Here is a 26,964-nt window from a genome sequence, read left to right on the forward strand (position 1 = left end):
CCCCTCAGTCGCGCCCGCCGTAACCCGCGCGGCGGTAGTCGCCGTTGAGCTGGCTGATGACGTTGAGCGGGATGCCCTTGGGGCAGGCGCGGGAGCACTCGCCGAGGTTGGTGCACCCGCCGAAGCCCTCGAGGTCGTGCTGCGCGGTCATCTGCAGCACCCGCGCCTCGCGCTCGGGCTGGCCCTGCGGCAGCTCGCCCAGGTGGGTGACCTTGGAGCCCATGAAGAGCATGGCGGAGGCGTTGGGGCAGGCCGCGACGCAGGCGCCGCAGCCGATGCACTCGGCCGCCATGAAGGCGCGGTCGGCGTCCTCCTTCGGCACCGGCGTGGCGTGGGCGTCCGGGGCGGAGCCGGTGTTGGCGGAGATGAAGCCGCCGGCCTGGATGATGCGGTCGAAGGAGGTGCGGTCCACGCACAGGTCCTTGATGACCGGGAAGGGGTCGGCGCGCCAGGGCTCGATGACGATCTCGTCGCCGTCGGCGAAGCTGCGCATGTGCAGCTGGCAGGTGGTGGTCCGCTCGGGGCCGTGCGCCTCGCCGTTGATGACCACGCCGCACATGCCGCAGATGCCCTCGCGGCAGTCGGAGTCGAAGGCGACCGGCTCCTCGCCCTTCTCGATGAGCTGCTCGTTGAGCAGGTCCAGCATCTCCAGGAAGGAGCTGTCCTCGCTGACGTCCGGCAGCTGGTAGTCGACCATGCGGCCGTCGTCGGCAGGCCCGTCCTGGCGCCAGATCTTGAGCGCGATCCTCACTTGTAGCTCCTCTGCTTCAGCTCGATGAAGTCGTAGACGAGGTCCTCCTTGTGGAGCACCGGCGCCTCGCCGTCACCGCCCCACTCCCAGGCGGCCACGTAGGCGTACTCGTCGTCGTGCCGCAGCGCCTCGCCGTCCTCGGTCTGGCTCTCGGCGCGGAAGTGCCCGCCGCAGGACTCGTTGCGGTGCAGGGCGTCGATGCACATGAGCTCGCCCAGCTCCAGGAAGTCCGCGACCCGGCCGGCCTTCTCCAGGCTCTGGTTCAGCCCTTCGGCCGAGCCGAGGACCCGCACGTTGGTCCAGAAGTCGGCGCGCAGGGCCCGGATCTCCTCGATGGCCTCGCGCAGGCCCTCCTCGGTGCGCTCCATGCCGCACTTCTCCCACATGATCTTGCCGAGGGCCTTGTGGTAGGAGTCGACGCTGCGGGTGCCGTCGATGGACAAGAACGTCTCGATCCGGTCCCGCACCCCCTGCACGGCCTCGGCCACGGCCGGGTCGTCGTCGGTGATCTTGGTGAACGGCCCCTGGGCGAGGTAGTCGCGGATGGTGTTGGGGAGCACGAAGTAGCCGTCCGCGAGGCCTTGCATGAGCGCCGAGGCACCGAGCCGGTTGGCCCCGTGGTCGGAGAAGTTGGCCTCTCCGGTGACGAAGAGTCCGGGGATGGAGGACTGCAGGTCGTAGTCGACCCAGAGGCCGCCCATCGTGTAGTGCACGGCCGGGTAGATGCGCATCGGCACCTCGTAGGGGTTCTCCCCCGCGATCCGCTCGTACATGTCGAAGAGGTTGCCGTACTTGGACCGCACGGCGTCCTCGCCCATCCGCTCGATCGCGTCGGCGAAGTCCAGGTAGACACCGCGTCGGACGCCGTCCACGGCCGGCCCGACACCGCGACCCTCGTCGCACATGTTCTTGGCCTGCCGCGAGGCGATGTCGCGGGGCACGAGGTTGCCGAAACCGGGGTAGATCCGCTCCAGGTAGTAGTCGCGGTCCTCCTCGGGGATCTCGCGCGGGTTCTTGTCGCAGTCCTCGGCGTTCTTGGGCACCCAGATGCGGCCGTCGTTGCGCAGCGACTCGCTCATGAGCGTGAGCTTGGACTGGTGCTCACCGGTCTGCGGGATGCAGGTGGGGTGGATCTGCGTGTAGCAGGGGTTGGCGAAGTGGGCACCCTTGCGGTGGGCCCGCCACGACGCGGTGACGTTGCACCCCATGGCGTTGGTGGAGAGGAAGAACACGTTGCCGTAGCCACCGGAGGCCAGGACGACGGCGTCCGCCAGGTGGGTCTCGATCTCACCGGTGACCATGTCGCGGGCGATGATGCCCCGGGCCTTGCCGTCCACGACGACCAGCTCGAGCATCTCGTGCCGGGCGAACATCTCGACCGTCCCGGCGGCGATCTGCCGCTCCAGCGCCTGGTAGGCCCCGATGAGCAGCTGCTGGCCCGTCTGGCCGCGCGCGTAGAAGGTCCGCGACACCTGGACGCCGCCGAAGCTGCGGTTGTCCAGCAGGCCGCCGTACTCGCGGGCGAAGGGCACGCCCTGGGCCACGCACTGGTCGATGATGTCCGCGCTGACCTCGGCGAGGCGGTAGACGTTGGTCTCCCGGGAGCGGTAGTCGCCGCCCTTGACCGTGTCGTAGAAGAGCCGGTGCACCGAGTCGCCGTCGCCCTTGTAGTTCTTGGCGGCGTTGATGCCGCCCTGCGCGGCGATCGAGTGGGCCCGGCGCGGGCTGTCCTGGTAGCAGAAGGACTTCACCCGGTAGCCGGCCTCGCCCAGCGTCGCCCCTGCCGAGGCACCGGCCAGTCCGGTGCCGACGATGATCACCGACAGCTTGCGCCGGTTGGCCGGGTTGACCAGCGCCGCCTCGAACTTGCGGGTGGTCCACTTGTCGGCGATGTCCCCGGTCGGGGCCTTGGTGTCGGTGATGGGGGCACCCTCGCGGTAGATGCCGTCGACGAGGTCGTTGCCGCGGGTCACAGTGTCAGTCATGGGTCCACTCACTCGATGAAGCCGGAGAAGATGGCGAAGGGCGGGATGAGGAAGCCGACGACGATGATGGTCGACAGGGCGATGGAGACGAACCTGATCTGCTCGGCCCGCTGCAACGAGGTGTTGAGGCCGAGGGTCATGGCCGCGCCCCAGATGCCGTGCAGCAGGTGCATCCCCAGGAAGATCATCGCGACGGTGTAGATGAGCACGGCCCACCAGACACCGAAGCTGCTGATGACGCGCTCGGCCGGGCTCGGGTACTCGCCGGCCACGGTGATCGTCTGGGTGGTGAAGTGCAGGATGTGGAAGACGACGAAGGCCAGCAGGGCCAGGCCGCCCCACCGCATGGCCTTGGCGTAGAACCGCCCGTAGGACGTCTTCTTCTTCCCCGCATAGCGGGTCCGGCGCGCCTGCCCGGCGCGCCGCCACAGCGACATGGACGCCCACACGTGCGCGGCGACGGAGACGAGGAGCAGGATCCGGGCCACCCAGAGGAAGGACCGCTCCGGCAGCATCGGCTCGCCGAAGGTCCGCAGGTGGTGGGCGTACTCGTCGAAGGCCTCGGGGCTGATGAGGATCTGCAGGTTGCCGTACATGTGCACGAGCACGAACAGCACGAAGAACACCCCGCTGGCCGCCACGACGGTCTTCAGCAGGATGGTCGGCGGCCCCTTGCGGGCCGCAGGCGCGGGAGCGGTTGAGGTGGCCACAAGCCTGATTCTAGCCCCCGACCTGCGTCGTCTCCCGCTGGCCCCGCCCCGGCCGATCCCGGGTCGGGGCCGGGGTGAGCACCTACGATGGCCGGTATGGAGTCACTGCGGGCGCGCCTGCTCGGCCCGGCGCCCGCAGAGCTCGCCGGGCAGCGGCGCGTCGCCGCGCTCGGCATCCTCGTGGTGACCGTCATCGGGGGCGCACTGCGGTTCTGGCGGCTCGGTCACCCCGACCGCCTGGTCTTCGACGAGACCTACTACGTCAAGCAGGCCTGGTCCCTCGTCCGCTTCGGGCACGAGCGGGAGACCAAGGCCGGCCTCGAGGAACCGGACGAGCTCTGGAACGCCGGCAACCCTGACGTCTTCGGCAACCAGCCCGACCTCGTCGTGCACCCGCCCGTGGGCAAGTGGATGATCGCCCTCGGTGAGCTCGTCACCGGCCCGGGGTCCGCGACCGGCTGGCGGCTGTCCGCGGCGACCATCGGCACGCTGTCCATCGCGCTCCTCGGTCTGTGCGCCTGGCTCATCTGGAAGAACGCGGTGCTGGCGATCAGCGCCTCCACGCTGCTGGCGGTCGACGGGCACCACTTCGCCTCCTCCCGCATCGGCCTGCTCGACCTCTTCCTCATGTGGTGGGTCCTGCTCGCCTTCGTCCTCCTGCTGCTGGACCGCGAGCAGGGCCGGCGCCGGCTGGCGGCCCGGTGGGGGCCGTGGTGGCAGGAGCGGCACGGCCCCGACGTGCCGGTCCCCCGCTCGGCGTGGGCTCGCGCCGCACGGTGGTGGGGCCCCTCGCTGGGCGTCCGGTGGTGGCGGCTGGCGGCCGGGGTCAGCCTCGGCCTGGCCATCGGCACCAAGTGGTCGGGGCTGTACTTCCTTGCCGTGTTCGGGCTGATGACCGTGGCCTGGGACCTCGGTGCCCGCCGTGCCGTCGGCGCGCGCGACTGGCTCGCCGGCACGGTCGTGCGCGACGGCATACCGGCGTTCCTGCTCATGGTGCCCACGGCGCTGGCGACGTACGTCGCCAGCTGGGCCGGGTGGTTCGCGACCCGGGGCGGGTGGAAGCGGCAGTGGGCGGCCGACCACCCCGCCCCGGACGGCTCTCTCGCGGCGCTGGTGCCCGACCCGCTGCGCTCGCTGTGGGCCTACCACGTCGAGCAGTGGACCTTCCACATCGACCTGGCCAACGAGCACGCCTGGAGCTCCAACCCGTGGAGCTGGACGGTCCAGTGGCGCCCGACCCTGTTCTACGCCGAGTGGCCGGAGCGGGACGAGCAGGGCTGCGAGGCCGCCGAGTGCGTGGAGTACATCGCCTCCCTGGGCAACATCGTGCTCTGGTGGGGGGCGACGATCGGGCTGCTGGTCGTCCTCTTCCTGTGGCTGCTGGGCCGGGACTGGCGGGCCGGGGCCGCCCTGGCCGGCATCGCGGCCGGCTGGCTGCCGTGGTTCCTCTACCAGACGCGGACGATCTACAGCTTCTACGCCGTCGCCTTCGTCCCGTGGCTGGTGCTGGTCGTCGTCACCTGTCTGGCGCTGGTGCTGGGGCCGGCGGACGCCCCGGCGCAGCGGCGGCGGTGGGGTGCCGTCGCGGTCGTCGGCTACCTCACCCTGGCCGCCGCGTTCTTCGCGTGGTACTGGCCGGTCTACACGGCCATCACCATCCCGCGCGAGGCCTGGAACCTGCGGCTGTGGTTCGACTTCTGGACCTGAGCGGGACGCGCGCGAGAGCACCGCGGTCGGACCCCCGCCCCGAGGTATGCCCTCGGCTCAGGCCTCCAGGCCCATGGCCTCGGCGATCTTGAGGTGCGGCGCCCCCTCCTCGGCGCGGCCGGCGCGCTGCAGGGTGCGAGCCAGGACGAGGTGGGCGTAGGCGTCGCTGGGCCACCGCTCGACCATGGCGCGCAGCTCGGTCTCGGCGCGGCCCAACCGGGCGGAGTGGTAGTAGCTGCGGGCGAGCAGCAGCCGCACCTGGGCGTTGCCCGGGTCGGCCTGCGCGAGCGGCTCCAGGAGGCCGGCGGCGCGGACGTAGTCCTTGGTCTCGAAGGCGAAGGTGGCCCGGTCGTAGCGGGCGTGGTCGTCCACCCTCGCGTCGTCGGGAAGGTCCACGAAGTCACCCATGCCCTGCACTACGTCCGCCAGCCCTGCAGCATTCCCGGCGTGGCGGCGTCGGCGAGGTCGAGCGCCATCCCCAAGGGGATGTTGGGCGCCACGACGCGCTCGGGCCCGGCCGCGGTGGTCGCGGTGAGGTCGGCCAGCCCGAGCCGCCGCTGGAACAGCCCCTGGTGGACGACCCAGCCGATGACGCCACCGCGCTCCAAGACCTCCCTCGTGCGGATGACCGCCCCGGTCTGGACGACGAGGTGCCGGTCGGTGAGCGCGTGCCCGAGGTTGCGCCAGGCGTTCTCGGCGATGACGACGTTGAGCAGGCCGACCCCGACGAGCACGGCGAGCGGCACCCACCAGGGCCAGGTCGCGAACCAGCCGACGTCCAGCCACCAGGTCGGCACGGCCGCCAGTCCGGCGAGGGTGAGGGTCCCCCACTGCCGGCTCACGTGGATGCGGCGGCGGGCCCGCGGACCGTGCCCGGTGAGGGTCATCGTCAGCGGTCCGTCCTCCTCCAGCAGCGCGTGCCCGACCTCCTGGACCACCCGGCGCGGGGCCGGTGGCAGGAGCCGGGTGGTGCCGTCGCTGCCGACCCCGGTGGCCAGCGCGGTCAGCTCGGCGCCGCGCACGAAGCGCAGGAGGAACTGCTCGGTCATCCGGACCCCCCGGATCTTGGCCTCCTCGATGGTCTGGCTGCGGGTGGTGAGCAGGCCCCGCGTGGTGCGGATCTTGCCCCCGGCCTCGCGCACGAGACTCAGGTTCCACCAGCTCAGCACGTAGGAGGCCGTGGACACGACCACCCACCCGAGGACCACCACGACGATCGCGCCGGCGACGAGGACGAGCAGGGCCTGCGCCGCCACCCAGCCCCACGCGTCCTGCGCGACCTCGGTCTCGTCGAGCGGCAGGTCGTCCCCGAACTGGCCGAGCACACCGACGGCGCCGGCGACCACGACGAGGCTGGACAGGCTGAACGGCGCATACCTCAGCCACCCCCAGTCGATCCGGGCCAGCTCGGTGTCCTCACCGCGCCGCGGCCCGCCCGCCCCGGCGGCGTCCCCGGACCCGCCCTCCGCGCGCGGCTCCTCGGCCTCGTCCACGTCGGCTCCACCGGACCGCTGCAGCAGGTAGACCCGCAGCGAGGAGGCCTGGTCGCGGGTGAGCCCGTCGAGCTCGATCTGGGAGTCGTCGACCCCGGTCCCGACCTTGGCCTTGGTCAGCCCGAGGACACGGTGGATCGGGGTGGACTCCAGGTCGACGCTGCGGATGCGGTCCAGCGGGGCGGTCACCACCTTGCGGCTCAGCACCCCGGTCCGCAGCTGCAGCTGCTCCTCGGTGAACCGGTAGCGGGTGAAGAACCAGGCGAGGACCCCGAACAGCACGGCCAGGACGGCGAAGACCGGGGCGGCCCAGAACCAGAAGCTGTTCCCGTCGCCACGGGTCGTGCCGAAGACGACCAGGACGAGCGGCACGATCATCGAGCGGATGGCTCGCACCGGGTGCACGAGCAGCATGCGCGGGCTCAGGCGCTGCCAGTCCTGCACCCCGCCCACCTCCGGTGGCGGTGGCGGGGTACCCGGGTCGGCCGGGGCGAGGGGCTCGCCCGTGGGGGGCGGCAGCGCGGTCACGTCGCGTCGCCGCGCGTCTGCCCGGTCACCCGCGCGAGCTCGGCGGTGACCCGGTCGGCGACGTCGGTGTCCAGGCAGGTGAGCCGGATCGGCCCGGCCGCCGAGGCGGTGGTCACCGTGACGTTGGCCAGCCGGAAGATCCGCATGAGCGGACCCCGCTCGGTGTCGACGGTCTGCACCCGCGACAGCGGTGCGATGCGCTGGTCCCGGGACAGCCAGCCGGTCTGGGCGAAGACCCGCTCCCCGGTGACCTCCCACCGGGTGCGGCGGTAGCGGATGAGCGGCTCCAGCGCCTGCTCCACGACCGTGTAGACGAGGATGGCCACGAAGACCGGCCCGAGCCACTGCTTCACCCCGTCGGGCACGAACCAGTAGACCGCGAACAGGATGGCCCAGACGACGACGGCGCCGAGGAAGCCCTGGAGCGCCCAGTAGCGCACCGCCCGCGGGCTCACCTGGTGCGCCGGCTCGTGCAGCGGCGCGGCGTCGGGCACGGAGGAGGGCTGCGTGACGGTCATGCGAGCGTCGCCACCAGGAGGGCCTTGATGGTGTGCAGGCGGTTCTCCGCCTGGTCGAAGACGATGCTGGCGCCGGACTCGAAGACCTCGTCGGTGACCTCCAGCCCATCCTTCAGCTCTGGATGGATGCTCATGAGCTGTTCCCCCACCTCGGTGTCCGTGTCGTGGAACGCCGGCAGGCAGTGCATGAAGACCGCCCGCCGGTTCCCGGTCGCCTCCATCATCGCGCGGTCCACCCGGAAGGGCAGCAGCAGGTCGATGCGCTCCTGCCAGGCGCTCGCCGGCTCCCCCATCGACACCCAGACGTCGGTATGCACCGCGTCCACCCCGGCGACCGCCTCGCGGGGGTCCTCGGTCACCGTCAGCCGGGCCCCGGTGCTCCCGGCGACCTCCTCGCACAGGGCGACCACCTCGGGCGCGGGCTGCAGGCCCGCAGGGGCACCGATCCGCACGTCGCACCCCAGCTTGGCCCCGAGGAGCAGCAGCGAGTGGCCGGTGTTGTTGCGGGCGTCGCCCAGGTAGGCGAAGGACGTCTCGGACCACGGCTTGGCCACGTGCTCACGCATCGTGAGGGCGTCGGCGAGCATCTGCGTGGGGTGCCACTCGTCGGTGAGGCCGTTGTAGACCGGCACCCCGGCATACCGGTGCAACTGCTCGACCGTCGCCTGGGCGGCCCCGCGGTACTGGATGGCGTCGTACATCCGGCCCAGCACGCGCGCGGTGTCCTTGATCGACTCCTTGTGCCCGATCTGGCTGCTCCGGGGGTCGAGGAAGGTCGTGGCCGCACCCTGGTCGGCGGCGGCGACCTCGAAGGCGCTGCGGGTGCGGGTGGAGGTCTTCTCGAAGACGAGGGCGATGGAGCGGCCGACCAGGCGTCGCTGCTCGGTGCGGGCCCGCTTGGCCGCCTTGAGCTCGGCGGCGAGGTCCAGCAGCGCGAGGATCTCCTCAGGGGTCTCCTCGACCAGGGACAGCAGGCTGCGTCCCCGCAGGTCGACGGCCATGGCGGGCTCCTTCGTGGGTCGGGCACGCACCGTGCCGAGGGTGCGCTCGTGCGGGCTCAGCGTAGTCCGGACGCGGGTCCGCGTTCCCCGGGGGACGAGAGACGGCCCCGCCGGTGGGCGGGGCCGTCTGTCGGACTCGGGTGGAGCTGAGGGGAATCGAACCCCTGACCTTCTCATTGCGAACGAGACGCGCTACCAACTGCGCCACAGCCCCGTGTGCGTGTCCAGACTATACAGACCGGCCCGGCGCCGACCCAAACCGCCGGCGTCGCCGGTCAGCCCACGCGGTCGACACGCGGAAGGTCCTCGAACTCCTCCTCCAGCGCCATCTCGGTGCCGTCCGCCGGGAGCTGGCCGGACCCGCTGGGGGCCTGGGGGGCACCGCGGTAGGCGCGGGCCTTGAGGGTGTAGGTCGGCGGCGGTACCGGGGTCGGGCTCCACGAGCCTGCGCCGGCGTCGGCCGGCGAGGCCTCGTCGGCCACCGCGGTCGGGGTCGTGGGCGCGGGCGCCAGCCCGGCCTCGACCTCGTCGATGTCGAAGAGGGCGGGACGGGCCGGCTCGAGGTCCACCGCCCGGCGGGCCGGACGAGCGGCGGCCACCGCCCCGGCGGCGGCTCGCGCCTGCGCCGCGAGCGGGGAGTCCTGGGCCTGGGCCGTCGTGCTGACCGGTGCGCCGGCGTCCGCGGCGGCCGGGGTGGCCGGGCGTCCGGCGCGTGCGGGAGGGCTGTCGGCACGGCGCCCGAGGCCGTCGTCGGCCGTGGTCCGGCCGGCAGGGACCGCACCGCGGCCGGGGACGGCCGGGCGGCGACGCTGGCGACCCGCGCGGGCCGAGCGGCGCACGAGCAGGAGGGTCACGCCGAGCACCCCGACGCCGGCGAAGCTCCACCACCACCCCAGCACCGGGCTGACGCCCAGCGAGACCAGGGCGACCATGACGACCGAGGCGGTGAGCAGGGCGACGGCGCGCAGCCGGGCGGCCCGACGGGCCCGGCGCACGGCGGGGGTCGGCCCCACGGCGGTCGCGCCCGCGGGCTGGCGGGCGGGCGACGGGCTCGCGCCGCCCCGCTTGACCGTGACCTCGGGACGGGCCGGTCGCAGGGGCGAGACGGTGTAGGCGGCGGGGGCCTGGTCGGCCACGTCGGGGCGGGGCAGCGCGCGTCGCCGCTCCAGGACCCGCATGGCCTCGGAGAAGCGGTCGACCGAACGGGCGGTCGCGAGGTGCTCGCGCCGCCGCACCCAGTGCTGGACCAGGTAGACAGCCCACACCGCCAGGATGACGACGAAGATGAGACTGCTGACCGAGGGCACGACCTCACGGTATGCGCCCGGCGGGGACGATCTCCTGAGGTCGCCGGAGTGTCGCCGGAGTTTCTCCTGTGACCTGTGGGGGCAGCCGTGTGCGTTCGTGGCCCGACGAGGGCCATGAGCGCACACGGTCGGGGCGGGGTGTTCAGCCGGCGCGGCCGTTCAGGCGCCCGACCAGGCCCCCCGGGGCATACCCGCCGGGGCGCAGGTCCTCGACGAGGACCGCGAAGGAGCGGTGGTCGGCCCATCCGCCGTCGACGTGCATGAGGCCGCGCTGCCGCCCCTCCTCGGGGATGCCGAGGCGGGCGACGACGGCCAGGGACGCGGAGTTCTCGGGGCGGACGGCGACCTCGATGCGGTGCAGCCCCACCTCGAGCAGCGCGTGGTCCACGAGGGCGGCCAGCGCCCAGGTCGCCACCCCCCGGCCGGTGGCACCCCGGTCCAGCCAGTAGCCCGCCCACGCCGAGCGACGGGCACCCCAGAGCACGTCGAAGAGCTGCATCTGGCCCAAGATCCGGCCGTCCACGTCGATGACGAAGGGCAGCGTCAGCCCGTCGCGGGCGCCGCGGTCGTTGATCCGGCGCATCTGGTGGAAGGGCAGGCCGCCGGAGCGGTCCTGCGGTGCCGTCGACTCCCAGGGCTGCAGCCAGGCGGCGTTGCGTCGGCGCAGGTCCTCCCACTCCGCCCGGTCGGCGCGGACCAGCCCGCGCAGGGTGAGCCGCCGCCCGTCCGGGAGCTCCTGGCGCACCCGCACCGGCCACGCCCAGCTCACTCCTCGCGCACCCAGTCCCCGGAGCGTCCGCCGGACTTGGCGACGACCCGGACGCCGGTCACGACGGCCAGCCGGTCGACCGCCTTGACCATGTCGACGAGGGCGAGCGCGGCCACGCTGACGCAGGTCAGCGCCTCCATCTCGATGCCGGTCCGGTCCGCGGTGCGCACGGTCGCGATGATCTCGACGCCGCCGTCGTCGACCTCGAGGTCCACCGTGACGCCGTGGATGGCCACCGGGTGGCACAGCGGCACCAGGTCGGGCGTGCGCTTGGCGGCCTGGATGCCCGCGACGCGCGCGACGCCGAGGGCGTCGCCCTTGGGCACCGTCCCGCCGCGCAGGGCCGCGACCGCCTCGCCCGAGAGGTCGACGCGTCCCCGCGCGGTCGCGGTGCGGGCGGTGACCTCCTTGCCGCTGACGTCGACCATGTGCGCCGTCCCATCGGCCCGCAGGTGTGTGAGCCGTTCAGTCATCGTCGGCGTCCCGGTCGTTCTCAGCCCGCTCGGCCTCCTCCTGCTCGAGCTCCCCCTGCAGGCGGGCGTCGATCTCCGCGCGCGGGCGCAGCAGCAGCAGCTCCACCTCGGACCCGGGGGTGACCTCGCTGGCCTCCGGGTCGGAGATCGCCAGCGCGTCGGCCCGGGCGAGCGCGGCCACGAGGTGCGAGCCGGCGCCACCCGCCGGGGACACGGCATACGCGCCGGTGGGGTCGCGCTCGATCCGGACCCGGGTGTACGTCTGCCGGTCCGGCGAGCTGCGCCACCCTGTCGTCGCGAGGCCTGTGGTCCGCCGGCCCCCCTCGTTCCTCCCCGCGCGCCGCTGTAGCGCCGGGCGCACGAAGACCTCGAAGCTGACGAGGGTGCTCACCGGGTTGCCCGGCAGCGTGAAGACCGGCACATCGCGCCGTCCCAGCACGCCGAAGCCCTGCGGCTTGCCGGGCTGCATCGCCACCTCGACGAACTCCATCGTGCCCTGCCCGGAGAGCACCTTCTTGACGATGTCGAACTCGCCCTTGCTCACCCCGCCGGTGGTGATGACGACGTCGGCGTGGTCGAGCTGGCGGTGCAGCTGGCGGCGGGTCGCGCCCTCCTCGTCCGGGAGGTGCCCGAGGTGCACGACGTGCGCCCCGGCCCCGCGCACGAGAGCCTCCAGCATCGGGCCGTTGGAGTCGACGATCTGCCCCGGCCCGACCGGTTCGCCGGGCCGCACCAGCTCGTCCCCGGTGGACAGGATCGCCACCCGGACCGGCCCGACGACGTCCACCTCCTGCACCCCTGCCGAGAGCAGCGCCGCGATCTCGCCGGCACCGATGCGGCTGCCCGCCGGCATCACGAGGTCGCCGGTGCGGATGTCCTCGCCCGCCCGCCGGACGTGGGCGCCCTCCTCGGGATGCACCCGCAGCTGCGGCTCCCGGGGGTGCCCGTCGGTGTCCTCGACCTTGACGACGGCGTCGGCGCCCTCCGGCATCGGGGCGCCGGTCATGATGCGCCACACCTGACCGGGCACCATCTCGTGGCGTGCCGGGTCGCCCGCCGCCACGTCCCCGGTGACCGGCAGCACGACCGGGCTCTCGGAGGAGGCGCCCTCGAGGTCGGCCCGGCGCACGGCATACCCGTCCATCGAGGAGTTGTCGAAGCGCGGCAGGTCGGTCAGGCTGCGGACGTCCGCCGTGGTGACCAGGCCCAGCGTGCGGCGGACCGGCAGGGTGACGGCGGGGACCGGCTCGATCTGAGCCAGCACGGCGTCCAGGTGCTCGTCGACGGATCTCATGGCCCCACCCTAGGAGCATGGGCCACAATCGGGCCGTATGAGTGGTGCGCTGCCGGACTACCGCCCCACGGGGGACGTGGCCGCCGACAAGGCGACCTGGCGCACCGCGGTGCGGGCGGCCCGCCGCGGGCTCGTCGACGGGTGGTCCGCGGCGGAGCGCGACGCCGCGGCACGGGCGCTCGCGGAGGGGGGGCTGGCGCACCTGCGGGGGTATGCCGTCGCGCGCGGTCGCGACGGCCTCGCCGGGGCGACCGTCACCGCCTACGAGCCGATGCGCACCGAGCCACCGGTCCGGGGGCTGACCGACGCGCTGCGGCGGGCGGGGGTGCGGGTGCTGGTGCCGCTCACGCTGGAGCGGCCGCGGCTGGACTGGGCCGACCTCGACGACCCGGGGCGCGCGCCCCTGGGCGAGGACGTGCTGCAGGAGGTCGACCTGGCGTTCGTGCCCGGGCTCGCGGTCTCCCGTGCCGGGGTCCGGCTGGGGCAGGGCGGGGGGTACTACGACACCGTCCTCCCCCGGCTGCGCGAGCTCTCCGGCGGTGCCCTGGTCGTCCTCGTCCTGCACGACCACGAGGTCGTCCCCCAGGTGCCGGCCGCCGGTCACGACGCGGTCGTCGACGCGGTGCTGCGACCCGCGACGGGCGTGCGTCGCCTGCCGCTGGCCTGATCAGCCCTCGGCGGGTACCAGGGTGAGCGTCTGGCTCCCGGCCTCGTCCACCGCGTCCCGGCTGAACGCCCACGGGTAGGTGTCGCCCTCGATCCAGGCCCGCGTCTGGTCGTCGTAGTTGGCGTGGAAGGGGTGGCCCGAGGTGCCCGTCTGGTTGACCCAGGTGGAGGCGTCGAGGTCGGCGAGGTCGACGACCATGCGCATGGACGGGGCCGAGGTGACGTCGAAGCTGCCGGTGCTGGCGTCCCAGTTCATGGCGTTGACCATGGCGCTGCTGCCCGGCACCGGGAAGGGGCCGCGGTTGACCAGGTCCTGCACCACCCCGGGCACGCCCTCCTCGCCCAGCACCTGGTGGCGCAGGTGGGCGCGGTGCAGCTGCCCCCAGCTCCAGTCCGCGGGGTCCTTGGAGATCTGCCGGGTGAGGTCGAGCCGCGCGTCCACCAGAGCGGTGCGCAGCACCTCGTCGCGCGACTCGATGACGCCAGGGGTGCGCTGGTCGTCCCACCACACGCTCTCGGGGGAGGCCATGAGGTCGACCACGATCTGCATGGAGCGGGAGTTTCCGGTCGCGCCGAGGTCCGGCGGCAGCTCGTCGTCGAAGACCGCCTCGAGCAGGTTGTCGTAGACGGCGTAGAAGTAGGCCGCGGCAGCGGTCTGGTCGCCGTCGGCCGGGGAGCTGCCGTCCCAGTCGCGCAGCAGGTCCTGGGGCGCGGTGTAGAAGTCGCCCTCGAGATCGACCTCGGTGAGGTAGGGCACCATGTCGAGCGCGAAGGTGCTGACGTCGTCGAGCTGGATCTCGCTCATGTCGGCACCCGTGAGCGGCCTCTGCTCCAGCCGTGAGCGCAGCAGCTCCAGGATGCGGCTGGAGCGGTAGCCCTTGTCGTACTCCGTCGTGAGGAAGGGAGTGGACCCCCGCACGACCGCCTGGTTGGCCGCGACGACGATGCCGTCCTCGGGGTTGTAGGCCGTCGGCAGGTCGTCGAAGTCGACCCACCCGCGCCAGGCGTACTGGTCGTCCCAGCCGGGGGCCGGGTAGTAGCCGGGCGGGGTGGAGTAGGTCGCGCTGCGGCGGACCGGGACCAGGCCCGGGGCCTGGTAGCCGATGTTGCCCTCGGTGTCGGCGTAGAGGAGGTTCTGGGAGGGCACGGCGAAGAGCTGCGCCGCAGAGCGGAACTCGTCCCAGTCGCCGGCCGCGTTGAGGGCGAAGACGGCCTCCGCGGTGCGGGCCGGCTCCAGGCCGGTCCAGCGCAGCGCCACCTCGAAGTCCCGGGAGGTCGCGACGCCGTCGAGCGGTCCGTTGTCACCCATCCGGCCGACGTCCTCGAGCACGTCGGAGACGATCGGGCCGTTCGAGGTCTCCCGCACGGTGAGCTCGACGTCGTCGCCGCCGGCCACCCGGATCGTCTCGGTGCGCACGTCCATGGGGACGTAGTCCTCGTCGCGCAGCACCGTGTCGTCCACGGTGTCCTCGAGGTAGAAGTCGGTGACGTCGGGGTCGAGGTTGGTGAAGCCCCAGGCGATGGAACGGTTGTGGCCGATGACCACCCCCGGCAGGCCGGCGAAGGTGAAGCCGGTGACGTCGAAGGGGCACTCCTCGCTCAGCTCACGACAGTGCAGACCGCTCTGCATCCAGATCCCGGGCTGGGAGATCGCGAGGTGCGGGTCGTTGGCGAGCAACGGCATACCCGTCTCGGTGTGGTCCCCGGAGACGACCCAGGAGTTGGAGCCGATGCCCTCGCCGGAGCCCATGAGCTCGGGCACCGCGGCGAGAGCGGACGCGGTGTCCGCGAAGGCGTCCTGCTGCGCCGGCCCGGCGAGCCACTGGCGCGTCTCGTCCGAGATCGGGCCGTCCGGGGCCACCGGGTCGCCGCGACCCACGAGGTCGGCGGCGTCCGACTGCCCCGGCACCGGCGCGAGCATCGTGCCCTTGGTCCCGCTCCGGCTGTCGGTGACCCCCGTGGGCAAGGTCTGCGGCGGCCTCCACTCGCTGCGGTCCAGGATGGGCGGGTGCTGGTCGAAGGGGTAGTCGGGGTAGAGGGTCTCGAGCTGGTCCAGCGACACCTGCCCGACGAGGCGACCGCGCGCGATCTCGTCGGCGTAGTTGCCGCGCAGGTCCCAGGCCATGGCCTTCAGCCAGGCGAGCGAGTCCACCTCGTCCCACGGTCGCACCGTGTAGCCCGGGGCGCCGGAGGAGAGCAGGACGTACTCGATCCCCAGGGCGGAGGGGCCGCTGCGGCTGTCGATGTAGGCGTTGACCCCGGCGGCGTAGGCGGCGAGGTAGGTACGTGCCTCCGGCGACAGCAGCGACAGCTCCTGCTCGGCGACCCGACGCCAGCCCAGGGTGCGGATGACCCGGTCCGTCTCCAGACCTCCCTCGCCCACCAGCTCGCTGAGCCGGCCGCTGACGATGTGCCGCCGCAGGTCCATCTGGAAGAAGCGGTCCTGGGCGGCCACGAAGCCCTGCGCCCGGAAGAGGTCCTCGGCGGTGTCGGCGTAGATGTGCGCCACCCCCAGGTCGTCCCGCACCACCTCCACCTCGGCGCCGAGGCCGGCCAGCTCCTGCTCACCGGAGACCTGCGGAAAACCGCGCCGGGTCAGACCGACCGCGATGACGGCGGTGGCCACCACCACCACCACGAGGATCGCGGCGATCGGCACGGCCAGACGCTGCCAGAGGGGACGGGACACGGCCCCAGCCTAGGTGACGGTGCACGGCGCGGTCAGGAGGCGACGTAGAATCCGGGCTCGTGCCCACGTATTCATACGCCTGCAAGGACTGCGGCCACGCCTTCGACATCCAGCAGGCGTTCACCGACGACGCCCTGACCGCCTGCCCCGAGTGCGAGGGGCGGCTGCGCAAGGTCTTCAGCGCGGTCGGGGTCGTCTTCAAGGGGTCCGGTTTCTACCGCACCGACTCGCGCGGGTCGGGGTCCGGGTCGGGGAGCAGCGGCTCGTCCTCCGGTGGGTCCGAGCGGAGCTCGAGCGACCAGGGCGGCTCCGGGTCCGGCGGCTCGGCCAGCGGGTCCGGCACGTCGGGCGGGTCCGGCACGTCGGGCGCAGGCTCGTCCGGCACGGGCGGATCCTCCTCGACGAAGAGCTCCGGCTCCACGACCGCGTCCACATCCTCCGGAGGGTCAGGCCCGTCGTCCACAGGCTCCGCCTGAGCCCTGGCCGGACCCGGCCCCGGGGCCTAGCGTCGCCGGGGTGACCCCAGCAGCAGGACCCTCGCCCGGCCGACCGCGCAGCAGGCGCACCGTGCGCCCCTCGCTGGCGCTGCCTGCCCGTCGGTGGGTGGCCGCGGGCCTCGCAGCCCTGGTCGTCGGCGGAGGTCTCCACCTCGTCGTGTCCCAGCCCCGACCCGAGGACGTCCCCGTCGTCGTGGCGGCCCGCGCCCTCCCGGTGGGTGCGCCGCTGACCCCGGGGGACACCGAGCTGCGCCAGCTGCCGGAGGCGGCCCTGCCGGCGGGCGCCCTCCATGAGCTCCCCGCCGGAGGCGCCCAGGCGGCCGTCCCGCTGCAGGCCGGCGAGATCCTCAGCGCCGCCGACCTGCGCACCTCCGCCCTGCTCGCGGGCCTCCCCGGCCGGGTGGCGGTCTTCGTGCCCCTGGGCGAGCCGGCCGTCGCCGAGGCGCTCGGCGCCGGCGATGCGGTCGACGTGCACTCGCCGGTCGACGGGTCGGTGGTCGCCCGGGAGGCGCTGGTCCTACGGACACGGGTCGGGGAGGCCCCGGGGCTGTGGCTGGCCGTGGAGGAGGACACGGCGGCCGGGCTGGCCGCGGCGCGCGGCGCCGACCCCGCGGGCGCGGCGCTGGGCGTGGCGCTGCGACCGCCTCCTCCGTAGGGGTGGGCGGGCGGGCCGGCTCTGCCTATACTCCTGCCGTGGCGCCAGGGGCGAGGCACGGCGCGGGCCACCCACATCCGACACCACCATGTGCGCACCGTCCTGCCCTGCGCACGTCTTGAGAGGAGAGGCCATGCTCAGCGGCTTCAAGGACTTCATCATGCGCGGCAACGTCATCGAGCTGGCCGTCGCGGTCGTCGTCGGCTCCGCCTTCGCGGCGGTCGTCGACACCATCGTCTCCAACGTCATCACCCCGCTGCTCAACGCCGCCGGCGGCGCCCAGGTCGACGGTCTGGGCTTCCGCATCATCTCCGGCAACGACTCGACCTACGTGGACCTGGCCGCGATCATCAACGCGCTCATCGTCTTCCTGCTCACCGCCGCGGTCGTCTACTTCGTCCTCGTCGGCCCGATGAACAGGATGACCGAGCGCATCAACCGCACCAAGGCGGTCGAGGAGGAGGTCATCTCCGAGGAGGTGGCCACCCTTCGCGAGATCCGCGACCTGCTGGCCCAGCGCCGCCCCGACCCCTCGCTCTGAGCCACCGCACGTCCACCCGGCCCCACCACGCGTCCGGTGCATCCGCACCCCGCGTCCGGTGCGGTGAGCGAGCGCGTCAGTCCCAGTGCGGGGGGCGCTGCTCGAGGATCCAGCTGTCCCGCGGGTCGAGTCGGGTCGGGGCCACGGCCTCGCCCGCGCGACCCGACGACTCCCGGTCGCGCCGGCGGGGGGCCGGGCGCTCGTCGGTCTGGTCGGCGGCCGGGTTGGTCGGGGGTGCGACCACGCGACCGCGGGTATGCCGTCGGCCGGCTCGGCGACCGGAGCCGGCTGCTCGCCGGGCCGCCCCTGTCGCGCCTCCTCCCGGGCTGCGCTCGTCGACGCCCGGGTCGTCGCTCCCGTCGCCGGTGGACATCAGCGCCTCGGTTGCTCGCGCAGGGCGTGCAGGACCCGGGCCACCTCGCGGGCGGGGTCGGTGAAGACGTCGGTGGTGCGGACCCGCACCGGGGCCCACCCCATCCGGGTGAGCTGCTCGTGGCGCAGCCGCATGTCGTCCCGGCCGGGTGCTCCCGCGGCGGACCGCCCGTCACCGTCGACGGCGACGGCATAGCGGTGCGGGTCGTCCTCGGCGACCACCGCGAGGTCGACGGCGTGCGGGCCGTGGCCGACGCCCTCGCGCACGTCCAGACCCTCGGCGCGCAGCCGGCGGACGAGCTCGGCCAACACGGCTGAGCCGTGGCCGTGCTCCTCGGTGTCCGGGACGAGCGCCCGGGCCACGATGCGGGCGCCGTGCGTGGCCGCCTCGGGCCAGGTGTCGACCGGGGCCTCGGTCACCAGGTCGACGCTGCGCCGCGCCGCGGCGAGCACGGCGCCGGCGGTCTCCGGCGCCGCGACACCCTCCGGGGAGCCGAGCCACACCACCCGGTCCCTGGTCTGCCCGGCGACGCGGTGCACCGGCAGCACGAGGAAGGCCTCGCTGTCCTGCTCGTCGTCCGAGAGCGAGGTGGGGAGCTCACCGCCCCGCATGGCCTGCCGGAGCGCGATCCCCGCGTCCTCGGCGCCGGCCTCGTCATCGGTGACGAGCAGCAGGCTCTCGGGTCCGGACCGGGCGTGCTTGAGCACCAGCCGGACGGCCGCCTCCACCCGGATGCTGACGTGGCCCTGCACGACGTGCTCGCGCACGCTGGCGGCCCGGTCGACCCCGGGGAAGGAGTGCACGGGGCGGGGCATGAGCGGGGCCAGGGGCGCCACCAGCCCCTGGTCGAGCGCGCGGTAGTGCACCGCCAGGTGGCGCACCGGCAGCACCGCCGCCGCGTCGCGCAGCAGCGACGGCGTCGAGGCCGCGCCCGGGGCCGCCTCGGCCCGGGGATCGGCCACGACGGAGAAGTCGCGGGGCCCGGGTCCGCCGCTGTCACCGACCACGAGCACCCGCCGGCCCCGGGCCAGCGCGGGCGCCGAGCGCGCCGTCGTCGTCCGCCCGGCGCGGTCCACGACCACCAGGTCGACCGTGAGGTCCGGCGGCAGCACGGCCGGCACCGCGAGCGGGCTGGTGAGCAGCACGGGGGCCGCGGCGAGCACGACGTCCGGCGCACGGCTGATGATGTCGCGGGAGTCGACGGCGCCCACCCGGCTCGCGTCCAGGGCGCGCTGCCAGGCGCCGAGCTGGGAGGCGTGCCCGGCGAGGGTCCGCCGCAGCCGGCGGAGCACCGCTCGTCGGGCCCGCAGGGCGTTGCGGTGCAGGTGCGCGCGGTCGGCGGCCCGGAAGGACCGCTCGGCCTCGCGCACCGCCTCGCTGCCCACCTGCTGCGGCACGGAGTCGGAGGTGAGGTGGTCCAGCACCGAGCTGCGGTGCACGAAGCGCACCTCGGGGGCCACCCGGTCGGCGGGCACCCCGCGCCGGGCGAGGTCGTCGACGAGCTCGCCGAGACCGCGCTCGCGCAGCGGCGCCAGCAACGGGTGCGCCTGCGCGGCGACGGCCGCGCGCTCGGAGCGGGCGTCGAGGCGCACCAGCCGCTCCAGCACCGTGTCGAGATGGGTGGTGGACAGCTCGTGCCCGGCCGAGGTGCCGGTGAGGACCTGCTCCAGCCAGGCGAGGTCCTCCCCCAGCGGGGCGTGCGCGGCCAGCGCCTCGTCCCAGCCCTCGGGGGCCGTGGGCCGGGCGGCCTTGCCGGCCACCTCCTCCCACTCCCGACGCTCGTCCCGCGCCATGCGGACCCGGTGGGCGAGCTCCGGCGGGGGCGTCCCCGGGCGCAGCTGCTGCCGCACCTGGCGCCGTAGCCGGGCCCGGGCCACCGCTCCGGGGCGCTGCTCCACGTCGTCCCGGTCCGCGGTGGCCGCGACCATGTCGTCCAGCGGCGCGTCGTAGATCCCCGGGGAGAAGTGGTCGAGGGTCTCACTCGCCCGGGCGATCAGGCCCAGCCGGTGCGCCCACTGGGCGAGCGTCGCCGGCGCCGGCATCCCGGCGGCCCGGCACACGGCGTCGGCCTGCTCGCGGGCCGTGCTGAACTCACCGGTGACCAGACGCCCGACGATCTCGGTGGCCCGGGCGGCCTCGTCCTCGCTGGCCAGGCGCGCGGCATACCAGGGGTCCTCGGTGCGCGCCGCGGACCAGGCACCGCAGTCGGCGGCCTCGATGAGGGCGTCGGTGACCGCGGAGAGCTCCTCGTCGGTGAGCTCGCCGAGGACGTCCAGCGGCAGCCGGACCCGGGACGCGGGCGGGTGCGCCAGGGTGGCCAGCGCCGCGAGGTCGTCCTCGGTCCGGGCCAGGCTGAGCGACCAGGGCGCGTGCTCCCGGTGCAGCACCTCCTGCTCGCGACGGAGCACCGACAGGGCGTCGGCGCGGGCCGGCAAGGGGTCCGGGCCGAGGTCCGGCTCGTCCTCGGCCGGCAGGCGGTCGAGGGTGTGCCGCACGCCGGCCAGCGTCTGCCGCATGGAGGCAGGGTCCTCGGCCAGGTGGAGGCACAGGTCGCCCAGCCCCACGTGGTCCAGCCGGCGGCGCAGCGCCTCCAGGGAGGTCCGGTCCTCCGAGCAGACCATCACCGTGCGGCCCTCGGAGAGCGCACCGACGACGACGTTGGCGATGGTCTGGGTGGCGCCGGTGCCGGCCGGGGTGTCGAGGACGAGGTCACCGCCGTGGGAGACCTCGTCCACGACCAGCCGCTGGGAGGCATCGGCGTCCAGCGCGCTGAGCTCCCGGGCCGGGTCGTCGGCGCGCTCCTGGTCGGGGGACGTGGGAGCCAGCCGCACGTCGGCGCCCGCGAGCGCCGCGACCACGTCATGCGTGGCGAGCGGCTCGGGATCGCCGGTGTAGGACGTCACCAGGGGCAGCTTGGCCCACGGAAAGGTGCTGATGACCATCTGCGGGCCGATGGCGAAGCCGGCCATCTCGACGCAGATGTCCTCCAGCGCGCGGTAGGTCAGCCGGGGGTCGAAGCCGTGGCTCTGCGCAGACAGCCCCGCGAGCAGCGCGGGGTCGGGCTGGAGGTGGGCCTCGCTGCGCAGGTAGTGCTCGAGGACCGGGTTGAAGACGACGTCCTCGTGCAGCTCGAGCACGAAGTCGGAGTGGGCCGCGTCGGTCGGCGTGATGGTGCACGCGCGCAGCAGCACGGGGGCGCGCGGCGGCACGGGCACGCGGTGCAGGGTCCAGGTAGCGAGGCCGATGGCGAGGAAGCTCGTCTCCAGGCCGTGCTCCCGGCGCATCTCGGTGACCTTGTCGCGGATGCCGCCCAGCCGGCGGGCCGCGTCGGTGAAGGCCACCTGCTCGCGCACCAGGTCAGACAGCGGCGTCGGACGGCCCGACAGCAGCTTGGCGACCCCTCCGGGGTGCGCGAGGTTGAGGTCGAAGGTGCCGGTGAGGGAGGTGCGGTGCCACAGCAGGGTGTTGGCGCCCCCGAGCTCTGCGACCTCGTGGCGCCAGCGCGTCCGGGCGCGCTGGACCGCCTCGACACGGGCCTCGTCGAGGGTGTGGGGGGGACGCAGGGAACTCACCGACACAGGCTAACGACTCCCGGCGGCAACGCCGTCCTCCGCCACACCTCCGAGGCTCCGTCCGGGCCGTCTACACCCCGACCGGGCGCCGCTCGTGGTCGCCGCGCGTCACGGTGTAGGCCGCGAGCCCCGCGGCGGCGAGGGCGGCGACCGCGCAGAGCACGGCATACCCGAAGACGTCCATGACGACCCCGGCCAGGGCACCCCCGACGGCGGCGGTCAGACCCATGACCAGGTCGGCAGCGCCCTGCACCGAGGCCCGCTGACCCACCGGCACCGATCCGGCCACGGTCCCGGAGCCGGCCACGAACGTGCAGGACCACCCCAGCCCGAGCAGGACCAGCCCCGCGGTGAGACCGGCCGAGAAGCCGTCGCTGCTGAGCGCCGCCAGGAAGCAGGCGAGCACCAGGAGCCCCACCCCGAGGAGGACGACCGGACGGGCCCCCAGGCGGTCGGTGAGCTGGCCCGTGACCGGGGCGAGGCCGTACATCCCGAGGATGTGCAGGCTGATGACCAGCCCGATCAGCTCGATCTCCGCCTGCCCGTGCCGCATGTGCAGGGGCGTCATGACCATCACCGCCACCATGACGACGTGCCCGACGGTGACCGCGGAGGTGGCCCAGAGCGCGGTGGGCGTGGCCGCGATGATCCGCAGCCCGTCGACGACGTTGCCCTCCCGCCCCGGTGGGCGGTCGGTCTGCGCCCCGGCCAGCCGGCGGGCGGTGAGCAGCGGGTCGGGGCGCAGCAGGACGTGGAGGAGCACCGCGGCCAGGAGGAAGCCGAGGCAGGAGAAGACCCAGGCGCCGGCCAGCGGCGGCAGCCCGAGCATCCCGGCGACCGCCTTGCCGGGCCCGACCATGTTGGGCCCGAGGACCGAGCCGATGGTCGTCGCCCACACCACCCAGCTGAGCTGTCGCCCGCGGCGCTCGGGCACGGCGAGGTCGGTCGCGGCATACCTCGCCTGGCTGTTGGCCGTGGTCGAGGCGCCGAAGAGGGTGGTGCCGACCAGCAGCAGCCAGAAGACACCGGTCGCGGTCGCCGTGATCGCGAGCGCGGCGCCGAGCCCCCCGACGAGGTATGCCGTCGCGAGGCCGGCGCGGCGTCCCCGCCGCCCCATGAGCGCCGCGATCGGGATGGTGAACAACGCTCCCCCCAGCACCTGGGTGGTGGTGGCCAGTCCGGACAGCGCGTCGCGGCCGCTGACGTCCGCGGCCACGATCGCCCCGACGGCGATGCCGCTGGCCACCCCGATGCCACCGAGGGTCTGGCTGCCCATGAGGGTCAGCACGGTGCGCGACTGCACCGAGGTGGGGAGGCTCACCGGCTCGCTCATGCGAGCACTATCCCAGCAGCGGCGAGGCCCACCCGCACCGCCCGCACCGCCCCGGGCTCAGCGGCTCAGTGGATCTGCCGACGCCAGTCCGGGGGCACCGACCCGGCCGGGCCGGGCACCGGCTGGTCCACCGGCCTGCTCGTGGGACCGGCCAGCGGCGGGCCGTCGACCACCTCGCCCCGGTCGTAGTCCCAGAACCAGTCCTCTCCCGGCTCGAAGCTCTGCACGACGGCGTGCCCGGTGGCTCGCGCATGGGCCGTGGCGTGCTGAGACGGGGAGGAGTCGCAGCACCCGACGTGCCCGCACCGCGAGCAGCGACGCAGGTGCACCCACCACCCATCGCCGTCCAGGCACTCCACGCACCCCGTGCCGCTGGGCGGCACAGCGGGGTCGATCAGTTCGCTGCTCATGTCATCTGCCTCTCGTGGCTCGAGGGTCGCCGGTTGCCTCAGGGTAGGGCCAGCAGCGTGCGGCCGCTCACCTCGACCCGGAGCGCACGACCTCCGAGGTCGCGACGTCGTCCACGATGATGATGACGGCACGCGCCATCTCGATGAGCCCGCCGTAGAGCGGCCAGCGCAGGTCCGGCAGGCCACCGTCGGACAGGTCCGAGGCCAGCCGGTCGGTCCAGGAACGCAGCTCCTTGACGTCTGCCTTCGGGTCCCGGACGCGTTGGCCCAGCTCGTCGAGCAGCTCGATGAAGGGGTCCCGGAAGGAGCGGTCCCACTCCTCGGCCGCCACCGCGGACTCGTGGACGAGTCGGGACATCCCGCGCACCTGGGCGATGCCCTCCTCCAGCCGGCTGAGCACCCGGGAGAGCTCCTCGCTGTCGGAGGCGCGACGGCGTCGCGGGTTGCCCCAGGTGCTCTCCCGCGCCTCGTAGACCAGCGTCCAGGCGCTGTTCAGCCGCCGGTCCAGGGTCCGGGTGCGGTCCACCCAGTCATCCGTGGGCGCGTCGTCCGGATGGTCCCGCAGCCCGGCTGCCATGTCCTGCAGCAGCCGGCCCAGCCCCCGGTCGATCTCCTCGATCTGCTGCCGCGCGCTCTGGTCGCGCAGGGGGGCCACGAGCACGGCGTTGACGAGCAGGGCCAGCGCCACGCCGATCGCGGTCGCGGCCAGCCGGTCGGCGAGGCCGCTCCAGCTCGTGTCGGTCGAGGCGGTGATGACGAAGAGCACGGTGGTGGCCACGGTGATGCCCTCGTGTCGCAGCAGCCCCACCCGGGCGAAGCCCATGGCCAGCAGCAGCGCAAGAGCGAGCGTGAGGGTCCCGTGACCGCCCAGCTGCACGGCGGCGAAGGACAGCACGACCCCGACGGAGGTGGCGAGCACCGCCTGCGTCCCTCGGGACACGGTCCGGTAGACGGTCGCGTGCACCGTCAGGAGTGCGGTCCAGGGGGCGAGGAAGGCCTGGTCGAGATCGAGCAGCGCATCGGCGATCATCCATGCCGCCACCGCGGCGAGCACGCTCTTGAGGATCTGGACCAGGTCGCTGCGCACGTCAGGCCGGCTGAGCCAGCGCCGCACGCGCTGAGAACGAGTGGGCATGGCCCTGACTATGGCATCCGTCCGTGAAGGACACCAGCAGCGACGCCACCCGGGCCACCGGTCTCACCGACGACGCGAGAGGATGCAGCATGACCGAGCACGCACCCGCCCTCGTGACCATCGACCCGCGGCACGCCGCCGTCGTCTCCGGCCTCGGCCTGCCGGCCGAGGAGGTGCGGTCCTTCTTCGACAGCGCCTTCCGGACCCTCCACCGGCAGCTGGAGAGCCAGCACCTGGCACCCGGCGGCCCCGCCTTCGCCTGGTTCCTCAGCCCGCCCGGGGACACGACCGACGTCCAGGTGGGGCACGAGGTCGACCTGTCCTTCATGCCCACCGCGCCGGTCGACACCCTGCAGCTGCCCGGCGGGCAGGCCGCCCAGCTCGTGCACGAAGGGTCCTACGACGACCTCGGCCAGTCCTGGCAGCGGCTCGTCGACTGGGTCCGGTCGCAGGGTCTGGACGCCGGCGGCGGCATGCTCGAGGAGTACCTCACCGAGCCCGGTCCCGACGTCGACCCGGACACGGTGCAGACCCGGCTGAGCTGGTTCGTCACCCGGCAGGAGTGACCCGCCTCACCGGGTCTGCTCCTCCCCGGCCTCCTGTCGGCGCTGACGCACCACGACGAAGGTCGCGACACCCAGGAGCACCCCGGCGACCACCGTGGCGAGGGTCGCGGCGGTGCTGCCGAGCAGCTGCTCCAGGAGCACCCGGCTCTGGGAGGTCGGGTCGGCCAGCACCACGGTGACGAAGGCGGCGACCAGGACGGTGGCCAGGATGCCGGGTACCTGCTGCCACCGACCGGTCAGCCCGAGGCGCTGGCGCAGCAACCGGCCCGCCTTGAGGATCCGGCCGGCCCGGATCAGCCGCAGCGCGCCGACCACCCGCAGCAGCCGGAGCAGCTGGAGGGGGCCGACGGCCAGGACCACCGCGAGCACCACGGCGACCGTGAGCAGGATGAGCCACCAGTTCCGGCGGACCCACGACCGCTTGTCGCTGGCGACGAGGAAGAGGATGACGGTCTCGGCGAGCAGGACCGCGCCGGTGAGCCAGTTGGTGACGGCCCCCACGGTGGCGTAGGGGTCGTCCAGCAGGGTGAGGAAGACGGCGGGCACGGAGGCGAGGGCCGCGATGACGACGGGCAGCGCCAGGCGCTCCTCCCACTCCGCCTCCCGGTCATCCCTCACCGGGTGCCTCCGGGATGCGACAGCACGTGCCCCCGGCAGGATTCGAACCTGCGACACCCGCTTTAGGAGAGCGGTGCTCTATCCCCTGAGCTACGAGGGCGGACCGAGCCCGATGGGCGCCGGAACCGGCCCATCGTCTCACGCCGACCGCAGGAACCATGGCCAGGTCACTGCCTGGCCGAGCTGCCGCCGGCCGGGCAGGCCAGGTAGGCCAGGTAGGCCGACGACGGACGCCCGCCGTGCCACGGGGGCACGGCGGGCGTCGAGGGTGGTGCAGGGACTCAGCCGGTGGTCGCGGCAGCGAGGTTGCCCAGGCTCGCCTCCAGGTCCTCCCGCGGGACGAGCGGGAAGCTGAGCTTCTTGAGCAGCGCCTGGTCGGTGACCTTGCTCCAGTCGTAGGTCAGCCGGACCTCGGTGTGGTCCGGACCCTGGGGGGTGAGCTCCCAGACCCACTCCCAGCCGGGGGGGTCGGTGTCCGCCGGAGCCGTCTGCCACGCCACGAGCTTGTCCTTGTCGTAGCCGGTGACGTGGTTGTCGGTCTGGTAGTCGCCGCCCATGTGCTCGCCGCTCATGTTCATCCGGAAGGTCTGCCCGGTCGAGGTGATGCGGTCACCGTGGTCGACGGACAGGACGAAGCCGGAGCCGTCGATCGCGACGTGGTTGTCCGGCAGGGTGAGCACCTGGAAGACGTCCTTGGCCGGGGCGTCGATGGTGCGGCTGACGGTGAGGCTCGTCTGATCAGTCATACCCCGACGCTAACGAGCGGGCCGAGCTCGCGCGACCTGAGGCCGAGCCTGCCCGCGCCGCCGCGTGGCACGCTGGCCCCATGGCGACGCACACCTTCGCGCTGGAGCTGACCTGGACGGGCAACCGCGGGACGGGGACGTCCGGCTACCGCGACTACGACCGGGCCGTGCTGGCCCGCAGCACGGGTATGCCGGACCTCGAGCTGTCCGCCGACCGGGCCTTCCGGGGCGACCGGGCGCGGTGGAACCCCGAGGTCCTGCTCGTCGCCGCCCTGAGCGAGTGCCACCTGCTGTCCTTCCTGCACGTCGCCGTCACCCGTGGGGTCACGGTCGTGGACTACGAGGACACCCCGGTGGGCACGATGGAGCAGTCCGGGATCGGGGGCCGGTTCACCGAGGTCCTGCTGCGACCGCTCGTCACGGTGGACGACCCTGAGCACCTGGACCTCGTGCCGCAGCTGCACGCCGAGGCCGGGCAGGCGTGCTTCATCGCGGCCTCGGTGAACTTCCCGGTCCACCACGAGCCCACGACCCGGGTGGCCGGGTGAGCCTCACTGGTGGACTTTGGGGGCAGACAGGAGTAGGTCTCTTGTCTGCACCCCGGGTCCACCGGGTCACTGCCGGGCT

Annotated in this window: 26 protein-coding genes, 2 tRNA genes and 1 pseudogene; 7 read left to right on the plus strand and 22 right to left on the minus strand. The window is 73.6% G+C overall.

The genetic code is table 11. The features are described from left to right. Positions 1 to 4 precede the first annotated feature (4 nt). Genes Q0795_RS09870 through Q0795_RS09880 form a run of 3 tightly spaced genes read right to left on the minus strand, consistent with a single transcriptional unit; the run spans position 5 to position 3,446 of the window. Positions 5 to 751, minus strand: a complete 747-nt coding sequence (locus Q0795_RS09870; protein ID WP_298889246.1) for a succinate dehydrogenase/fumarate reductase iron-sulfur subunit — start codon at positions 749 to 751, stop codon at positions 5 to 7. Beyond that, complete coding sequence (locus Q0795_RS09875; protein ID WP_298889248.1) at positions 748 to 2,736, minus strand: fumarate reductase/succinate dehydrogenase flavoprotein subunit; 1,989 nt, start codon at positions 2,734 to 2,736, stop codon at positions 748 to 750. Before Q0795_RS09875 ends, Q0795_RS09870 begins: the two co-directional genes overlap by 4 nt. A gap of 8 nt (positions 2,737 to 2,744) precedes the next feature. After that, on the minus strand, positions 2,745 to 3,446 hold the full coding sequence (locus tag Q0795_RS09880) for a succinate dehydrogenase cytochrome b subunit (protein WP_298889251.1): 702 nt from the start codon (positions 3,444 to 3,446) through the stop codon (positions 2,745 to 2,747). Between the two features lie 96 nt (positions 3,447 to 3,542). Between Q0795_RS09880 and Q0795_RS09885 the strand changes: the two genes are divergently transcribed. Beyond that, the gene (locus Q0795_RS09885) at positions 3,543 to 5,153 is read left to right on the plus strand and encodes a phospholipid carrier-dependent glycosyltransferase (RefSeq protein ID WP_298889253.1); all 1,611 of its coding nucleotides are present in this window, start codon (positions 3,543 to 3,545) and stop codon (positions 5,151 to 5,153) included. 57 nt (positions 5,154 to 5,210) lie between these two features. On the opposite strand, the gene Q0795_RS09890 is transcribed toward Q0795_RS09885, so the two are convergent. The 9 genes from Q0795_RS09890 to glp all read right to left on the minus strand — a co-directional run bounded on the left by Q0795_RS09890 (position 5,211) and on the right by glp (position 12,536). Further along, a complete protein-coding gene (locus Q0795_RS09890; protein ID WP_298889254.1) occupies positions 5,211 to 5,561 on the minus strand; it encodes a tetratricopeptide repeat protein in 351 nt (116 codons plus the stop codon). A gap of 8 nt (positions 5,562 to 5,569) precedes the next feature. Continuing rightward, positions 5,570 to 7,090 carry a PH domain-containing protein gene (locus tag Q0795_RS09895; RefSeq protein WP_298889255.1) on the minus strand — a complete coding sequence of 507 codons (1,521 nt, stop codon included), beginning with the start codon at positions 7,088 to 7,090 and terminating at the stop codon, positions 5,570 to 5,572. A gap of 80 nt (positions 7,091 to 7,170) precedes the next feature. Next, entirely contained in the window at positions 7,171 to 7,692 is a 522-nt protein-coding gene (locus Q0795_RS09900; protein WP_298889257.1) for a PH domain-containing protein, read from the minus strand. Next, on the minus strand, positions 7,689 to 8,693 hold the full coding sequence (gene argF / locus Q0795_RS09905) for an ornithine carbamoyltransferase (RefSeq protein WP_298889259.1): 1,005 nt from the start codon (positions 8,691 to 8,693) through the stop codon (positions 7,689 to 7,691). The genes Q0795_RS09900 and argF overlap by 4 nt, the downstream gene beginning before the upstream one ends. A gap of 141 nt (positions 8,694 to 8,834) precedes the next feature. Then, positions 8,835 to 8,907, minus strand: a tRNA-Ala gene (locus tag Q0795_RS09910). Between the two features lie 61 nt (positions 8,908 to 8,968). Further along, on the minus strand, positions 8,969 to 10,000 hold the full coding sequence (locus Q0795_RS09915; RefSeq protein ID WP_298889261.1) for a hypothetical protein: 1,032 nt from the start codon (positions 9,998 to 10,000) through the stop codon (positions 8,969 to 8,971). A 142-nt stretch (positions 10,001 to 10,142) separates the two neighbouring features. Then, positions 10,143 to 10,769, minus strand: coding sequence for a GNAT family protein (locus tag Q0795_RS09920; RefSeq protein WP_298889263.1), 627 nt, complete (start codon positions 10,767 to 10,769; stop codon positions 10,143 to 10,145). Continuing rightward, the gene (gene moaC, locus Q0795_RS09925; RefSeq protein WP_298889265.1) at positions 10,766 to 11,242 is read right to left on the minus strand and encodes a cyclic pyranopterin monophosphate synthase MoaC; all 477 of its coding nucleotides are present in this window, start codon (positions 11,240 to 11,242) and stop codon (positions 10,766 to 10,768) included. Before moaC ends, Q0795_RS09920 begins: the two co-directional genes overlap by 4 nt. Continuing rightward, on the minus strand, positions 11,235 to 12,536 hold the full coding sequence (gene glp, locus Q0795_RS09930) for a gephyrin-like molybdotransferase Glp (RefSeq protein WP_298889267.1): 1,302 nt from the start codon (positions 12,534 to 12,536) through the stop codon (positions 11,235 to 11,237). Before glp ends, moaC begins: the two co-directional genes overlap by 8 nt. Before the next feature lie 37 nt (positions 12,537 to 12,573). Between glp and Q0795_RS09935 the strand changes: the two genes are divergently transcribed. After that, positions 12,574 to 13,203, plus strand: a complete 630-nt coding sequence (locus Q0795_RS09935) for a 5-formyltetrahydrofolate cyclo-ligase (protein ID WP_298889269.1) — start codon at positions 12,574 to 12,576, stop codon at positions 13,201 to 13,203. On the opposite strand, the gene Q0795_RS09940 is transcribed toward Q0795_RS09935, so the two are convergent. Beyond that, positions 13,204 to 15,891 (minus strand): penicillin acylase family protein, encoded by a 2,688-nt coding sequence (locus tag Q0795_RS09940; RefSeq protein WP_298889271.1) that lies wholly within the window; start codon positions 15,889 to 15,891, stop codon positions 13,204 to 13,206. It lies immediately after the preceding gene. 59 nt (positions 15,892 to 15,950) lie between these two features. Here Q0795_RS09940 and Q0795_RS17250 point away from each other — a divergent pair. After that, a pseudogene (locus tag Q0795_RS17250) lies at positions 15,951 to 16,091 on the plus strand (FmdB family zinc ribbon protein); the annotation flags it as partial. Positions 16,092 to 16,105: 14 nt separating this feature from the next. Here the strand turns inward: Q0795_RS17250 and Q0795_RS17255 are convergent. Further along, a complete protein-coding gene (locus tag Q0795_RS17255) occupies positions 16,106 to 16,354 on the minus strand; it encodes a hypothetical protein (RefSeq protein WP_366942464.1) in 249 nt (82 codons plus the stop codon). A 53-nt stretch (positions 16,355 to 16,407) separates the two neighbouring features. On the opposite strand from Q0795_RS17255, the gene Q0795_RS09950 reads away from it, so the two are divergent. Next, positions 16,408 to 17,043, plus strand: coding sequence for an SAF domain-containing protein (locus Q0795_RS09950; protein ID WP_298889274.1), 636 nt, complete (start codon positions 16,408 to 16,410; stop codon positions 17,041 to 17,043). A gap of 133 nt (positions 17,044 to 17,176) precedes the next feature. Beyond that, positions 17,177 to 17,584 (plus strand): large conductance mechanosensitive channel protein MscL, encoded by a 408-nt coding sequence (gene mscL, locus Q0795_RS09955; RefSeq protein WP_298889276.1) that lies wholly within the window; start codon positions 17,177 to 17,179, stop codon positions 17,582 to 17,584. Positions 17,585 to 17,660: 76 nt separating this feature from the next. Here mscL and Q0795_RS09960 read toward each other — a convergent pair whose 3' ends face one another. The 5 genes from Q0795_RS09960 to Q0795_RS09980 all read right to left on the minus strand — a co-directional run bounded on the left by Q0795_RS09960 (position 17,661) and on the right by Q0795_RS09980 (position 24,407). Further along, on the minus strand, positions 17,661 to 17,957 hold the full coding sequence (locus tag Q0795_RS09960; RefSeq protein WP_298889278.1) for a hypothetical protein: 297 nt from the start codon (positions 17,955 to 17,957) through the stop codon (positions 17,661 to 17,663). Beyond that, positions 17,957 to 21,529: a DUF4011 domain-containing protein gene (locus Q0795_RS09965; protein WP_298889280.1), complete on the minus strand. Its 3,573-nt coding sequence runs from the start codon at positions 21,527 to 21,529 to the stop codon at positions 17,957 to 17,959. Before Q0795_RS09965 ends, Q0795_RS09960 begins: the two co-directional genes overlap by 1 nt. 70 nt (positions 21,530 to 21,599) lie before the next feature. After that, the gene (locus tag Q0795_RS09970; RefSeq protein WP_298889282.1) at positions 21,600 to 22,862 is read right to left on the minus strand and encodes an MFS transporter; all 1,263 of its coding nucleotides are present in this window, start codon (positions 22,860 to 22,862) and stop codon (positions 21,600 to 21,602) included. A gap of 65 nt (positions 22,863 to 22,927) precedes the next feature. After that, on the minus strand, positions 22,928 to 23,272 hold the full coding sequence (locus tag Q0795_RS09975) for a UBP-type zinc finger domain-containing protein (RefSeq protein WP_298889284.1): 345 nt from the start codon (positions 23,270 to 23,272) through the stop codon (positions 22,928 to 22,930). Between the two features lie 67 nt (positions 23,273 to 23,339). Further along, positions 23,340 to 24,407 (minus strand): aromatic acid exporter family protein, encoded by a 1,068-nt coding sequence (locus Q0795_RS09980; protein WP_298889287.1) that lies wholly within the window; start codon positions 24,405 to 24,407, stop codon positions 23,340 to 23,342. Between the two features lie 89 nt (positions 24,408 to 24,496). Here Q0795_RS09980 and Q0795_RS09985 point away from each other — a divergent pair, with 89 nt between their 5' ends. Next, entirely contained in the window at positions 24,497 to 24,973 is a 477-nt protein-coding gene (locus Q0795_RS09985; RefSeq protein ID WP_298889289.1) for a GyrI-like domain-containing protein, read from the plus strand. Between the two features lie 6 nt (positions 24,974 to 24,979). Here Q0795_RS09985 and Q0795_RS09990 read toward each other — a convergent pair whose 3' ends face one another. From Q0795_RS09990 to Q0795_RS10000, 3 genes are all read right to left on the minus strand, one after another. Beyond that, complete coding sequence (locus tag Q0795_RS09990; protein WP_298889291.1) at positions 24,980 to 25,591, minus strand: hypothetical protein; 612 nt, start codon at positions 25,589 to 25,591, stop codon at positions 24,980 to 24,982. A 27-nt stretch (positions 25,592 to 25,618) separates the two neighbouring features. After that, a tRNA-Arg gene (locus tag Q0795_RS09995) sits at positions 25,619 to 25,691 on the minus strand. A 181-nt stretch (positions 25,692 to 25,872) separates the two neighbouring features. Further along, on the minus strand, positions 25,873 to 26,337 hold the full coding sequence (locus Q0795_RS10000; protein WP_298889293.1) for an SRPBCC family protein: 465 nt from the start codon (positions 26,335 to 26,337) through the stop codon (positions 25,873 to 25,875). 80 nt (positions 26,338 to 26,417) lie between these two features. Here Q0795_RS10000 and Q0795_RS10005 point away from each other — a divergent pair, with 80 nt between their 5' ends. Continuing rightward, positions 26,418 to 26,885: an OsmC family protein gene (locus tag Q0795_RS10005; protein WP_298889294.1), complete on the plus strand. Its 468-nt coding sequence runs from the start codon at positions 26,418 to 26,420 to the stop codon at positions 26,883 to 26,885. Positions 26,886 to 26,964 lie beyond the last annotated feature (79 nt).

The organism is uncultured Serinicoccus sp. (assembly GCF_947487915.1).
GTDB lineage: Bacteria > Actinomycetota > Actinomycetes > Actinomycetales > Dermatophilaceae > Ornithinicoccus.